The sequence below is a fragment of the Nocardia sp. NPDC060259 genome, from assembly GCF_042728775.1.
Lineage (GTDB): Bacteria > Actinomycetota > Actinomycetes > Mycobacteriales > Mycobacteriaceae > Nocardia.
Genome location: NZ_JBHXAY010000021.1, coordinates 34,568 through 46,734 on the forward strand (window position 1 = coordinate 34,568; position 12,167 = coordinate 46,734).

General features: G+C 68.7%; 13 protein-coding genes. 5 read left to right on the plus strand and 8 right to left on the minus strand.

Going from position 1 to position 12,167, the window contains the following annotated elements:
* The first annotated feature begins 1 nt into the window (after position 1).
* Entirely contained in the window at positions 2–1,495 is a 1,494-nt protein-coding gene (locus ACFWF2_RS11550; RefSeq protein ID WP_379307070.1) for a flavin-containing monooxygenase, read from the plus strand.
* Positions 1,492–2,988 (plus strand): flavin-containing monooxygenase, encoded by a 1,497-nt coding sequence (locus ACFWF2_RS11555; RefSeq protein ID WP_379307072.1) that lies wholly within the window; start codon positions 1,492–1,494, stop codon positions 2,986–2,988. The genes ACFWF2_RS11550 and ACFWF2_RS11555 overlap by 4 nt, the downstream gene beginning before the upstream one ends.
* A 469-nt stretch (positions 2,989–3,457) precedes the next feature.
* Here ACFWF2_RS11555 and ACFWF2_RS11560 read toward each other — a convergent pair whose 3' ends face one another.
* From ACFWF2_RS11560 to mftR, 6 genes are all read right to left on the minus strand, one after another.
* Entirely contained in the window at positions 3,458–5,797 is a 2,340-nt protein-coding gene (locus ACFWF2_RS11560) for a SpoIIE family protein phosphatase (RefSeq protein ID WP_379307074.1), read from the minus strand.
* Positions 5,798–5,807: 10 nt separating this feature from the next.
* Entirely contained in the window at positions 5,808–6,431 is a 624-nt protein-coding gene (locus ACFWF2_RS11565) for a SpoIIE family protein phosphatase (protein ID WP_189023053.1), read from the minus strand.
* Complete coding sequence (locus tag ACFWF2_RS11570; RefSeq protein ID WP_189024773.1) at positions 6,424–6,837, minus strand: ATP-binding protein; 414 nt, start codon at positions 6,835–6,837, stop codon at positions 6,424–6,426. Before ACFWF2_RS11570 ends, ACFWF2_RS11565 begins: the two co-directional genes overlap by 8 nt.
* Positions 6,827–7,207: an STAS domain-containing protein gene (locus ACFWF2_RS11575; protein WP_189023051.1), complete on the minus strand. Its 381-nt coding sequence runs from the start codon at positions 7,205–7,207 to the stop codon at positions 6,827–6,829. Before ACFWF2_RS11575 ends, ACFWF2_RS11570 begins: the two co-directional genes overlap by 11 nt.
* A gap of 10 nt (positions 7,208–7,217) precedes the next feature.
* Positions 7,218–8,123: an STAS domain-containing protein gene (locus tag ACFWF2_RS11580; protein WP_189023050.1), complete on the minus strand. Its 906-nt coding sequence runs from the start codon at positions 8,121–8,123 to the stop codon at positions 7,218–7,220.
* A gap of 118 nt (positions 8,124–8,241) precedes the next feature.
* On the minus strand, positions 8,242–8,841 hold the full coding sequence (gene mftR / locus ACFWF2_RS11585; RefSeq protein WP_379307077.1) for a mycofactocin system transcriptional regulator: 600 nt from the start codon (positions 8,839–8,841) through the stop codon (positions 8,242–8,244).
* Between the two features lie 64 nt (positions 8,842–8,905).
* Between mftR and mftE the strand changes: the two genes are divergently transcribed.
* Together mftE and mftD are read left to right on the plus strand one after the other, a co-directional pair.
* Positions 8,906–9,610 (plus strand): mycofactocin biosynthesis peptidyl-dipeptidase MftE, encoded by a 705-nt coding sequence (gene mftE / locus ACFWF2_RS11590; RefSeq protein WP_379307079.1) that lies wholly within the window; start codon positions 8,906–8,908, stop codon positions 9,608–9,610.
* Positions 9,607–10,824: a pre-mycofactocin synthase MftD gene (gene mftD / locus ACFWF2_RS11595; protein WP_379307081.1), complete on the plus strand. Its 1,218-nt coding sequence runs from the start codon at positions 9,607–9,609 to the stop codon at positions 10,822–10,824. The genes mftE and mftD overlap by 4 nt, the downstream gene beginning before the upstream one ends.
* 82 nt (positions 10,825–10,906) lie before the next feature.
* On the opposite strand, the gene ACFWF2_RS11600 is transcribed toward mftD, so the two are convergent.
* Entirely contained in the window at positions 10,907–11,215 is a 309-nt protein-coding gene (locus tag ACFWF2_RS11600) for a hypothetical protein (RefSeq protein ID WP_379307083.1), read from the minus strand.
* On the opposite strand from ACFWF2_RS11600, the gene ACFWF2_RS11605 reads away from it, so the two are divergent.
* A complete protein-coding gene (locus ACFWF2_RS11605; protein WP_379307085.1) occupies positions 11,208–11,468 on the plus strand; it encodes a hypothetical protein in 261 nt (86 codons plus the stop codon). The genes ACFWF2_RS11600 and ACFWF2_RS11605 overlap by 8 nt on opposite strands.
* Positions 11,469–11,505: 37 nt before the next feature.
* Here ACFWF2_RS11605 and ACFWF2_RS11610 read toward each other — a convergent pair whose 3' ends face one another.
* Positions 11,506–12,036 carry a MarR family winged helix-turn-helix transcriptional regulator gene (locus ACFWF2_RS11610; protein WP_379307087.1) on the minus strand — a complete coding sequence of 177 codons (531 nt, stop codon included), beginning with the start codon at positions 12,034–12,036 and terminating at the stop codon, positions 11,506–11,508.
* Positions 12,037–12,167 lie beyond the last annotated feature (131 nt).

The following is a 12,167-nucleotide window of genomic DNA, read 5'->3' on the forward strand; positions in this document are numbered from 1 at the left end:
CATGAGCAGTAACGGCACGTCGGAGTCCCGGCGGCACATCCAGGTCCTGATCATCGGCAGCGGACTGTCCGGCCTCGGCACGGCCATCCGGCTGAGCCAGCGGGGCCTGACCGACTATCTTGTCATCGAACGTGGCGCCGACGTGGGCGGTACCTGGCGTGACAACACCTATCCGGGGGCGGGCTGCGACGTGCCGTCCCACCTCTACTCGTATTCGTTCGCGCTCAACCCGAACTGGTCCCGCTCGTTCTCGCCGCAAGCCGAGATCGAGCAGTACCTGCGGCAGGTGGCCGACCGCTACGGCGTGCGCGACAAGCACCTGTTCGACACCACGATGACCGCCGCGCGCTGGATCGACGCCGACGGCCGGTGGGAGGTCGACACCAGCAATGGTGCCTTCACCGCCGACTTCGTTGTGTCGGCGGCGGGCGTGCTCGCCGAGCCGAATCTGCCCGATATCAAGGGGATCTCGAGCTTCGAGGGCGAGATCTTCCACTCGGCGCGCTGGAACCACGACGCGAGCCTGGCAGGCAAAAAGGTCGCCGTCATCGGCACCGGCTCCTCCGCGGTGCAGATCGTCCCGTCGATCGCGCCGCAGGTCGAGCGACTCGATGTGTACCAGCGCACCGCGACATGGGTGATGCCGCAGCTGAACCGGCCCTACCTGGCGCCGGAGCGCTTCGCCTTCCGGCATGTTCCCGGCCTGCAACGGATGATCAGGGCGCTGATCTACATCGCCCGCGAAACATTCGTCGTGACCCAGGTGAAGTTCCCGTGGACCGGCCTGCTGCTGGAAGCGGTCGGGCGGGCGAAGATGTGGCTCGAGATCCGGGACCCGGAGAAGCGGCGCAAGGTGCTGCCCGACCACCGCATCGGCTGCAAGCGCATGCTGGTGTCGAACAAGTTCTACGGCGCGCTCGACCGCGACAACGTCGATCTCGTCACCGACGGCATCGCCGAGGTGCGCGAGCGCTCGATCGTGTCCGAGGACGGCACCGAGCGTGAAGTCGACGCCATCGTGCTGGCCACGGGCTTCCACGTCGCCGATTCGCCGACGTTCAACCTCTATATCGGTCGGGACGGCAGGACGGTGTCGGAGGCGGCCGACGCCGAGGGCTACCAGATGTACAAGGGCACTACGGTCGCCAACTTTCCCAACATGTTCTTCATGCTCGGCGCCAACTCCGGGCTGAACTACACCTCGCTGATCTACGTCATCGAATCCCAGATCAACTACATCGTCGACGCGGTGACCACGATGCAGCAGCGAAACCTGCAGTCGTTCGAGGTGAAGCTGGACGCGCAGCACGAATACAACCGTGGGCTCGCGCCCAAGATGGCCCGCACCGTGTGGGTCACCGGCGGCTGCACCAGCTGGTTCCTCGACAAGCACGGCAACAACTCCGCGCTCTGGCCGGACTTCAGCTTCCGGTACCGGAAACTGGTGCGCGCGTTCGACATCGAGGCCTACGAAACCACGGCGAAGACGTCGTGACCGAGATTCCCCGCCGCCATGTGCGGGTGGCGATCATCGGGGCCGGGTTCGCCGGGCTCGGCGTGGCCATGCGGCTGCGCCGGCTCGGGATCACCGACTTCGTCGTGTTCGAGCGCGCGAGTGACATCGGTGGTACCTGGCGGGACAACACCTATCCCGGTGCGGGCTGCGATGTCCCGTCCCAGCTCTATTCGTATTCGTTCGCGCCGAATCCGAACTGGACGCACTCGTTCTCGACACAGCCGCAGATCCAGCAGTATGTGCAGGACGTCGTCGACCGCGCGGGGGTGCGCGAGGCGATCCTGCTCGACTGCGAGGTCACCGCCGCGCGCTGGAACAGCGCGACGGCACGCTGGGAAATCCAGACCGGCAAAGGGGCGTTCACCGCCGATGTCACCGTGTCGGCGGCGGGTCCGCTGAGCGCGCCGAAGTTGCCGGAGATCAAGGGCATCACCATGTTTCGCGGTGCGCTGTTCCATTCCGCGCGGTGGGATCACGACGTCGATCTGGCCGGTAAGCGGGTCGCGGTCGTCGGTACCGGCGCCTCGGCCATCCAGATCGTGCCGTCGATCGCGGGCGAGGTCGGCAGGCTCGACCTGTACCAGCGCAGTGCGCCCTGGGTGCTGCCGCGGTTCGGCCACCGGTACACCCTGCTGGAACGCCTCGCCTACCGGCATGTCCCTGGAGCGCAACGGGTGGCCCGCGCCGGGGTCTACTGGCTGCGTGAGTCCTTCGTGCTCTGGCAGTCGAAATACCCGCCGCTGGCCGACTTCTTCGCCTTCGGCGCGCGCCTGAAGCTGTGGTGGGTGATCCGGGACGCGGCGCTGCGGCGCAAGCTCACCCCGGGCTACCGGTTGGGCTGCAAGCGGATGCTGATCTCGAACGAGTACTACCCGGCGCTGGCGCGCGACAATGTCGAGGTCGTGACCGACGGCATCGAGGAGATCAGGGAGCAGTCGATCGTCGCGAACGACGGCACCGAACGCGAGATCGACGCGATCGTGCTGGCGACGGGTTTCCGGATCACCGACTCGCCGACCTACGACCTGATCAGCGGCCGCGACGGGCGCACGCTGGCGGAGGTGTTCGGTGCCGACGGTCTCCGTGCGTACAAAGGCACCACGATCGCGAACTTCCCGAATCTGTTCCTGATGATCGGCCCGAACGCCGCCTTGAGCTACACCTCGGCGGTGTTCACCATCGAATCGCAGATCAACTACATCGTCGATGCGATCAGGACGATGGACGCGCAGGGCCTGCGGACCGTGGAAGTCCGCGAACAGGCACAGGCCGACTACAACCGGGACCTGCAGACCAAGTTCGCGGGAACTGTCTGGAACGGCGACTGCACCAGTTGGTTCGTCGACGAACGAGGCGAGCATTCCCGCCTGTGGCCGGACTTCAGCTTCCGATTCCATCGGATGCTGCGCTCCTTCGATGTCGAGGCCTACGAGACGACCACGCACAGCGAGCAGGCCGCGGCGAACTCCTGACACAGCTGCCCCCGGGACGGCGCGGGCCGTCCCGGGGGCAGTGCTGGGTTACTCGGTGATGGCGGACAGCGTTTCGATCAACGTCACGACTACATCGAGGAGGTCACCGAGAAAAGCAGAGAACATGAGAATCTCCTTTCATTCGGATGATCGACCCGCAGGCGTGCATGAAATCGACGCATATATGTCGACTTCTTCGAAGCGGTAGAGACTGGCGAAACTCTGCAATTCAGATTGCGGGGAGATCGCTGGAATTTCTGGGTCACACCGGGATGGTGTGGAATCGCGTTCACACCGTAGCAAACGTGGATTCACGCGTTCAAGGATGGTGAGGTTTGCTAACGAAATCGTGAAACTCTGCCGAATGACCTGGTCAGGGCAGGTATTTGTGATGAGTGCCGACTCGGCCACGGTCGCGGAATGCCGTCGTGACCGGCTTTCCTCTTCGGCACGGTAAGAAGACCGGCTGTTATCGGAACGTATTGTTGGGTGACTGTTCGGGTGCCCGCGTTGACCCACGCAGGGGATTTGCCGTCGGAAATGTTATCGACGGCAGGGTCACCCACATGCGGACCCGGGTGCCGTTCTCGTCATGACTGAATTCCAGATCTTCGGTCAGTACCCGCATCATCTCCACACCGCGGCCGCGATAACCGGGATCGGTCGGGGTGGGAATCCAGCGGCCCGAGTCGGTGACCTCGATGACCACGCGGTCGCCTTCGCACGTCGCGGTGAGCGTGACGCGGCCGGGCTCGGTGTCGCGGTAGGCGTGTTCGACACTGTTGCTGCACGCCTCGTTGGCGGCGGCGACCAGGTCGGCGGCCAGGTCGTGCGGGACGGCGGCGGTCGCGAACCAGCGGTAGAGGTTGCGCCGCAGGCCCGTCAATTCCGATGCGGCAGCGGGGATGTCGAGGCGCAGCGGCTCGGGCGGCTGCCGGTAGACGACCATCGCGACGTCGTCGTCGTAGCCCGCGGGCGGACACAACCGGGACAGCACGGCGTCGGCGACGTCACGGGGGAGTGCGCCGCCGGTCTCGCTGAGCACGCCGGCGATCTTGACGAAGCCCTCTTCGATGTCGTACCCACGTTGCTCGACGAGCCCGTCGGTGAACAGCACCAGGGTCGCGCCCGGCGGCAGCGCCGTGGTGGCCTCCGGCCTGCGCGGGGTGTCGAACGTGGCCAGCGGCACGGCCCGTCCGCCCTCGAGGACCCGGCCCGGTCCGCCGGGCGGCGCGAGGACCGGGGGCATATGGCCGGCATTGGAGTAGCGGACCATACCGCGCTCCGGATCGAGCACGGCCGCGCACACCGTGGTGCACATGGCGCCGGGGATCCGGGCGGCGACGGCGTCGAGCTCGGCAAGCAGCTGGGCGGGCCCGGCACCGCGCAGCAGCAGAGCACGTGCCGCCGTCCGCAATTGGCCCATCACCACCGCGGCCGACAGGCCACGGCCGACGCAATCGCCGACGACGACACCGATGGTGCCGTCCCGCAACGGCACCACGTCGTACCAGTCGCCGCCGATCTCGAGCGGCGGCAGCGCGGGCTCGTAGTGCACCGAGAAGCGCGGTGGCAGCTCGATCGGGCCGAGCATCGCGCGCTGCAGGGTGAGTGAGGTGGCGCGGGCCTGGTCGAAGTTGCGGGCACGCTGCAGCGCGACGCTGAGATGTCCGACCAGTAGTGAATACAGCGCCCAGTCGGCCGCGCTGATCGCGCGCGGGGCGCCGAAGCGCACCCACAGCGCGGCATCGCCGGTCTCGCCGAGCGGCGCGATCACGGCGTCGACGCCGCCTTCCTCGCCGGTGATGGCCGAGAGGCCGCGCGCGGGCTGCCTGCGCGAGCGATCGAGCAGCGTCCGCACCTCCTCGTCGAGGGTGACCCGCCGGGTGGGATCTGAGACCGGAGCGGCGACGAATCGCGGTGTGCCCTCGATACTTTCGGTGGCAGCGGGCTCGGGGAACGGCGGCTCGCCGCAGGAATACACGTCCGGCTGCCCGGTGCGGCTCGGCCACACCGCCACAAGCGCCGTCTGCGCGCCCATCGTCCGGCGCAACTCGTCGAGCCCGACCGCGAGCACCTCCACCATGCTCGTCGCCGCGCCCACCGCGGTCGCCAGCCGCGAGGCCGCCTGATCACGGGCCTGCGCATCGTGCTCGGCGGTGACGTCGCGCACGGTGCCGACGAAGATCTGCTCGTTGTTCTCCTGCTTCACCAGCGAGCTGGCGCTGACCGCGAGCCAGCGCTCCCGGCCGTCACGGTGACGCACCGGCATCACGAAACGTGATGCCTCCGTACCGATCTGGGGATAGCCCGGCTGGTCCGACAGCGCCCACGGATGGGGCAGCCGGTACGGCACGTCGTCGGCGCCGTACCCGGTGAGCACCCCGAACGCGGAGTTCACCTCGACGATGGTGCCCTGGGAGTCGGCGACGAAGAACCCGTCCTGCAGCGACTCCACCAGCGCGGTGCGGAAGGCGTCGCGGCCGGCGAGATCCTCGGCCCGCGAGCGCTGCTGTTCGTAGCGGCGGGTGCCGTCGAGATAGCCGCGGGTGGCGATGTCGAGCGCGGCCATCGTCTGCAGCAGGAATTCCAGCGCCACCTCGGCGCTGCGCGGATCACCCTCGGCGCCGGTGTACTCCGCGACCGCCCGGAAGTGGTTCTCGGTGAGATCGAGCAAACTGATGCCCTCGACGAGGGCACGCCTGCCGAGGTCGTACCCCTCGGTCAGACCCGCCTGGCCGGGCGCGGCGACGTGGCGGCGCATGGCAGCCGAGTAGTCGTCCAGAAATGCGGCCAGGCCAGCGGTCATCGGCAACCTTTCACGGGCAGGCTCCGCGGAAGCGGGCCGCGAGCACGAGTGCGTCGTCGGTGTCCTTGGCGTCGCGGGCGAGCAGATCGCCCGCGATCGCGGTGGCGGGGCGGGCCAGGTCGATCGACTCGGGGCCGACCGAGACGATCCCGTCGGTCGCCATCAGCAGCAGGTCACCGGGGCGGATCGGCAGCGTCTGCGGTTGCAGATGCGAGGGCAACCGGTAACCGACGATGCCGCCGGTCAGCAGCATGGTCGCCCGGAGTTCCGGACCAGCCGGGCCCAGCGTCAGCAGTCGCGACTCGACATTGCCGACACCGAGCCACTGCAACGTCTCGCCGGGACCCATCAGCGCCAGCGAGACCGCGGCGCCGCGGGTTTCGACCATCGCGCGATGACACAGCACCATCAGCACGTCCAGCGGTTCGCCGCGGTTGTCGGACAGGATGACCATCGCGCGGTCGGCCGCGTCGGCCGCCGCGGCGCCGTGCCCGAGCCCGTCGAGCACGCCGAAGAGCGCGCCACCGTCGCCGGTGTCGAGGACGACGGCACGATCACCGGAGACTTCCTGGCCGGGCAGTGCCCGACCGGCCGTCGACCATTCCGTGCGGCCGATAATCCCGTCTTCATGCACCGTCGGGTACCCACTTCCACATCTCGATCAACGTCCCGCGACCCGGGGCGGAATCGATGGTGAGCCGGTCCATCAGCCTGCGTGCGCCGGGCAGGCCGAGGCCGAGGCCACGGCCGGTGGAGTAACCGTCCTCCAGTGCACGAGGGATGTCTCTGATGCCGGGACCCTGGTCCTCGGCCTGGACGACGAGCGCGCGTCTGCCCTCGCGCAGGTCGACAAGCAAGCGAATCTCCCCGCTGCCCGCGTAACTGGTGATGTTGCGGGCGATTTCGGAGATGGCGGTGGAGATCATGGTGCGGTCGGTGAGGGTGAAGCCGAGTGTTGCTGCCAGTTCGTGTCCGGCCTGCCGGGCGATGACGATGTCACCGGACACCTTGACCGCGATCGCCACCTGCTCAGCGGCCACTGTCGCGACCGTCTCGTCGGCGCGGGTGCCGGTTCAGCCAGGCGAGGCCTTCTTCCAGATCCAGCGCGGTGTGCATGTCCTCGAAGGTCAGACCTAGCTGCACCATCGCGAAGGCGACCTCGGGCTGTAGACCGACGATGACGGTCTCCGCGCCGCGCAGCTGGGTCATGTGCGCGATGGTGCGCAGCGAGCGCGCGGCGAAGGAGTCCATGACGTCGATCGCGGTGACGTCGACGACGATGCCGGTCGCCCGGTAGTAGCTGACCTGCTTCATCAGGTCGTCCTGCAGGCGCTCGGTATCGGCGTCGGTCAAAGCCGACTGCACGGAAGCGATCAGGAACGTGCCCTGTTTGAGAATGGGTACCGGCATGGTGGCCTGTTCAGCGCCCGTCTCGCTCGCTCAGGCGCTCGGTGCCACGGGAGACCTCGTAGCCGAGCAGCCGCTCGGCCTCTTCGATACCGCCCTGCAGGTCGCCGACCGCGTTCATCTTGGACAGATCGAGGCCGATGGTGACCAGCGTGAGCGCGATCTCCGAGGACAGGCCGGTGATGATGACGTTGGCGCCCATCAGGCCCGACGCGTCGACGGTCTGCACGAGGTGGTTGGCCACCACCGAGTCGATCGCGGGCACACCGGTGATGTCGATGACGACGACCTTGGCGCGATTGGCGCGGATGGCGCGCAGCAGCTGCTCGGTGAGCTGGCGGGCGCGCTGCGAGTCGAGCACACCGATGATCGGCAGGATGAGCAGTTGCTCGCGCACCTGCAGCACCGGCGTCGAGAGCTCGCGAATGGCTTCCTGCTGCTGGCGGATGACGCGCTCGCGCTCCTGCACGAACGAGATGGCCACGGTGCTCGCGATGCGGTTGGCCGCGGGTTCGTAGGCGTCGAGGACCTGGTTGAGCAGGTCGAAGTCGGCCTGGTACTTCTCGAACAGCGAGCGGGCGAGGACGTCGCGCAGGAGCAGGACGATACCGAGGACCTCGTCGGTCTCGACGCCTCGCGGAATGATGCGCTCGGACAGGTCGCGCGCATAGGCCTGCAGCGCCTCGACGCTACCGGTGACCAGCACCTCGACGTAGTTGTCGTACATCGAGGTCGCCTCGGAGAAGATCTCCTCCGGGGTCATGGCGGTCAGGAGTTCCGCCTCGGTGATCCGCCGTGCCCACTCTTCACGCAGCCCGGTGCGGTTCTGCCGGAGGTGCTCGACCAGTTGCGGCAGCAAGTTGTCTACCGGGCGTGCCGGCAGCGAATCCGCCGAAAGACTCATGGACACCTCGGACATGGAAACTCCTGCCCCTTTCGACGGACATTGTCGGTGCGCACAGCGCGCGTTGACCCGAGCCTACTCATACCCCACCCGTGATGCCGCCCAAACCTGCGGGTTGTTCGCCGCACGCGGGCTACTCCGGGGCGAACCCCCGTTCCAGGGCGCGCAGCGCGCGGTCGAGATAGACCGTCAGATCGGCGTCGCCGCGTTCGAGCCAGGCGTCGAAGGCGGCCCGCGCCGCGGCCAGTGTGGTGCGCCCGACGGCCAGGGGAACCAGGTCGCCCGCGGTGGTGCCGAGGCGGCGCGCGGCGAACTCGCCGACCGCGCGTTCCCAGGCGTCGTAGTGCGCGCCCGCGCCGGCCGAAAGCGCGGGGACACCGGAGACCAGGCGCATCCTGGTGCGCAGCTCGGGGATGTCTTCGGCGCGATATCTGTTGGCCGCCACCACGATTCGGCGCACGGCCGCCATCATCGGCTCGTCGTCGGGGACCGCGGCGAAGGCGGCGCGCAGGTCGGCGACCTCGTTGTCGAACTGGTGCCAGAGCACCTCGGCCTTGCTGGGGAAGTACCGGAAGAAGGTGCGTTCGCTGACACCGGCCTCGGCCGCGATGCGGTCGACGGTGATGTCGTCGAACCCGTGCTCGGCGAACAGCTTCATCGCGATGACTTCGAGTTCGCGGCGCGTGGTGCGCGGTGGGCGACCGCGATGAGCGCGCGGTGTCGGGGCTGACATGGATACAGACTAGGGACTCGGCGCGCTCTTGATTATGTCAGTGACTGACGTTAATGTCGGAACCATGTTCGTGGCCCACCTCACATGGCCCGAGGCGGGCACATGTGCCGCCGCGGGCGTGATCCTGGTCATCCCGCTCGGCGCCACCGAGCAGCACGGCCCCCACCTGCCCCTGTCCACCGACACCGATATCGCCGCCGCCGTGTGCGCCCTGGCCGCGGCCGAGCGGGCCGATGTCGTGGTCGCGCCCGCTGTTCCCTACGGCGCCAGCGGTGAGCACGCCGGGTTCGCGGGCACCCTGTCGATCGGGCAGGCCGCGCTGGAATTGCTGGTCGTCGAGCTGTGCCGGTCGGCCACCGACACCTTCTCGCGGATCGTGCTGGTCAACGGGCACGGCGGCAATGTCGAGGCGCTGCGTCGCGCCGTGGCGCTGCTGCAGTCGGAGTCGCGCGATGTGCGGCTGTTCGCACCCGGCTACGGCGGCGACCCGCACGCGGGCCGCACCGAAACCTCGATCCAGCTCGCGCTGTCGCCGGAGCACGTGCGCGCCGAGCTGGCCGAACCGGGGGACCGGCGCCCGCTGACCGAACTGCTGCCGCTGCTGCGCGCGGGCGGCGTCCGGGCCGTGAGCCCCAACGGAATTCTCGGCGACCCCACCGGGTCGAGCGCCGACGAAGGCGCCGCGCTGCTGCGCGCGGCCACCACCGCACTACTGGAAGACCTGGGCCGATGGTGGCCACAGGCTCGTGAGGAAGGACCACTTCGATGAACCCCTGGTTCGAGACCGTCGCCGAGGCGCAGCGCCGCGCCCGCAAGCGCCTGCCGAAATCGGTGTACGGGGCGCTGATCGCGGGCTCCGAACGGGGCCAGACCATCGAGGACAACCAGACCGCCTTCACCGAACTCGGCTTCGCCCCGCACTGCGCGGGCCCGATCGGCGAGCGCGACCAGTCGACCACCGTGCTCGGCCAGCAGCTCTCGATGCCGGTGCTCATCTCGCCGACGGGCGTGCAGGCCGTGCACCCCGACGGTGAGGTCGCCGTCGCCAGGGCCGCCGCCGCGCGCGGTATCGCCATGGGCCTGAGCTCGTTCGCGAGCAAGCCGATCGAAGAGGTGATCGCGGCCAACCCGTCCACGCTGTTCCAGCTGTACTGGTGTGGCAACAAGGACCAGATCCTCGAGCGGATGGCCAGGGCGAAGGCGGCAGGCGCGGTCGGGCTCATCCTGACCCTGGACTGGTCGTTCTCGCACGGCCGGGACTGGGGCAGCCCGGTCATCCCGGAATCGCTGAATCTGCGCACCATGATGAAGTTCGCGCCGCAGACCCTGGCCCGCCCGCGCTGGCTCGCCACCTACCTGCGCTCGGGCTCCATCCCCGATCTGACCGCACCCAACATGGCCGTCGGCGGCGGCGCGGCGCCGGGCTTCTTCGGCGCCTACGGCGAATGGATGCAGACCCCGGCGCCCGACTGGGACGACGTCGCCTGGATCTGCGCGCAGTGGGACGGTCCGGTGCTGCTCAAGGGCGTCATGCGGGTCGACGACGCGCTGCGCGCGGTCGACGCGGGCGTGGCGGGCATCTCGGTGTCCAACCACGGCGGCAACAACCTCGACGGCACCCCCGCCGCCATCCGGGCGCTGCCGGTGCTCGCCGACGCGGTCGGTGACCAGATCGAGGTCGTGCTCGACGGCGGTATCCGCCGCGGCAGCGACGTCGTCAAGGCCGTGGCGCTGGGTGCCCGCGCGGTGCTGATCGGCCGCGCCTACCTGTGGGGCCTGGCCGCCAACGGGCAGGCCGGCGTGGAGAACGTGCTCGACATCCTGCGCGGCGGCATCGATTCCGCGCTGCTCGGCCTGCGCAAGACCTCGATCGCCGACCTCGACCGCGGCGACATCATCGTGCCCGCCGGTTTCGAACGAGCCCTCGGCGTGCCCGCCGACCTCGAACGACCGCTCAGCACAGCGGATCTCGTCCAGCGGTAGCACCTGTCCACCGGCGCCGGGCATCGTCCACGACGAGGTCCGGCGCCGGGGTCGTTCGAGGTACGCGAGTCGCGGTGCGCCGCTAGGATCGTCGGGTTCGGTACCGCATCGAGGGGGACAGCGTGAGTGAGGCATCCAGGGGCGAGCGTCGGCGTGCCCGAATCATGAAGTCGCGCAGCGTGTCCTGCACCTTGCCCGCGGTGGTGGCGATGGCGCTCGTGTCGGCGGGGTGCGGCACCGACGCACCGTCGCACCGCGCGGCGACCACCACGAAGCCCCCGATGACGAGCACCGTGCGGCCGACGACGACCACACCGTCCACCACCACATCGGCCCGCCCGACCACCAGCACCGCGGCACAACCGACCGCCGTCGGGATCTGCGTGGACACGACATCGTCGACCCGTGTGGCCGACGGCCTGTGCGACACCTCCGACACCCGCTACGCCAACTTCTGGTATCAGCACACGGACACGCTGGTGTACCCGGCGATCGGCGCCGCCGTCGCCCTGGCCGCGGGCAGTTTCCTCCGCCCGTCTGGAACGGGTGTCTACGACCGTGGTGTGCCGGACAGTGGCGGGACCGTCCAGCGCGGCGGTCTCGGGAACAGCAGGCCCGACTCCGGTGGCAGTACCGGGTCGTAGCGCACGGTGCGTCGGCGCTACCGCCGCGGGCACCTCGTCACGCCAGATCCGCGGCGGGCTCCTCGGCCTGCTGTGCGGCGGGCCCACGCCCGGTCGGCCCGAATCCGTCTGCCGCACTGCGGTGATGGTTGATCAGCACGTCGTAGATCTCGGCGAGCGCGGCGAGCTGGCCACGATCGAGCACGTCGATCATGTGCCTGCGCACGCTGCGCACGTGGGCGGGCGCCGCGGTCGTGAGGAGCTGCCCGCCCGCGGCGGTGAGCCGGGCGACGGTGCGGCGTTGATCGTGCGGCATCGTCTCCCTGGCCACCAGCCCGCGCTTCTGCATGCGGGTGATCTGATGCGAGAGCCTGCTCTGCGACCACTCGAGCGCGCCGGCCAGATCGGCGAAGGTCAGCCGCTGGCCCGGTGCGTCGGCCAGATAGACCAGCACGGAGTACTCCACCCAGCTGAGGTTCGCTGCCCGGCCCGCGTCACGCCCGATCGCCGCGGCGATCAGGTCACGGGTCCGGACATAGCCCAGCCAGGCACGCATTTCGACATCATCGAGCCACTGTGGATCGGTCACGATCGAGCTCCAGATTCTCCGGTGCAGGCTTCGGATTGGAACGGTGCACACCCCGCCACCGTCCGGAGAATGGGTAGCACCGTTTGGGTTGAACGTGCAACCTCGATCTTGGTTCAGGCAATTGTCGTGCG

What these genes read in the sequence shown, in the direction of transcription:
- ACFWF2_RS11550 (WP_379307070.1), top strand. Translation starts at nt 2, where the DNA reads ATGAGCAGTAACGGCACGTCGGAGTCCCGGCGGCACATCCAGGTCCTG.
- ACFWF2_RS11560 (WP_379307074.1), bottom strand. Translation starts at nt 5,797, where the DNA reads ATGACCGCTGGCCTGGCCGCATTTCTGGACGACTACTCGGCTGCCATG.
- ACFWF2_RS11575 (WP_189023051.1), bottom strand. Translation starts at nt 7,207, where the DNA reads ATGCCGGTACCCATTCTCAAACAGGGCACGTTCCTGATCGCTTCCGTG.
- ACFWF2_RS11580 (WP_189023050.1), bottom strand. Translation starts at nt 8,123, where the DNA reads ATGTCCGAGGTGTCCATGAGTCTTTCGGCGGATTCGCTGCCGGCACGC.
- mftR (WP_379307077.1), bottom strand. Translation starts at nt 8,841, where the DNA reads ATGTCAGCCCCGACACCGCGCGCTCATCGCGGTCGCCCACCGCGCACC.
- mftE (WP_379307079.1), top strand. Translation starts at nt 8,906, where the DNA reads ATGTTCGTGGCCCACCTCACATGGCCCGAGGCGGGCACATGTGCCGCC.
- mftD (WP_379307081.1), top strand. Translation starts at nt 9,607, where the DNA reads ATGAACCCCTGGTTCGAGACCGTCGCCGAGGCGCAGCGCCGCGCCCGC.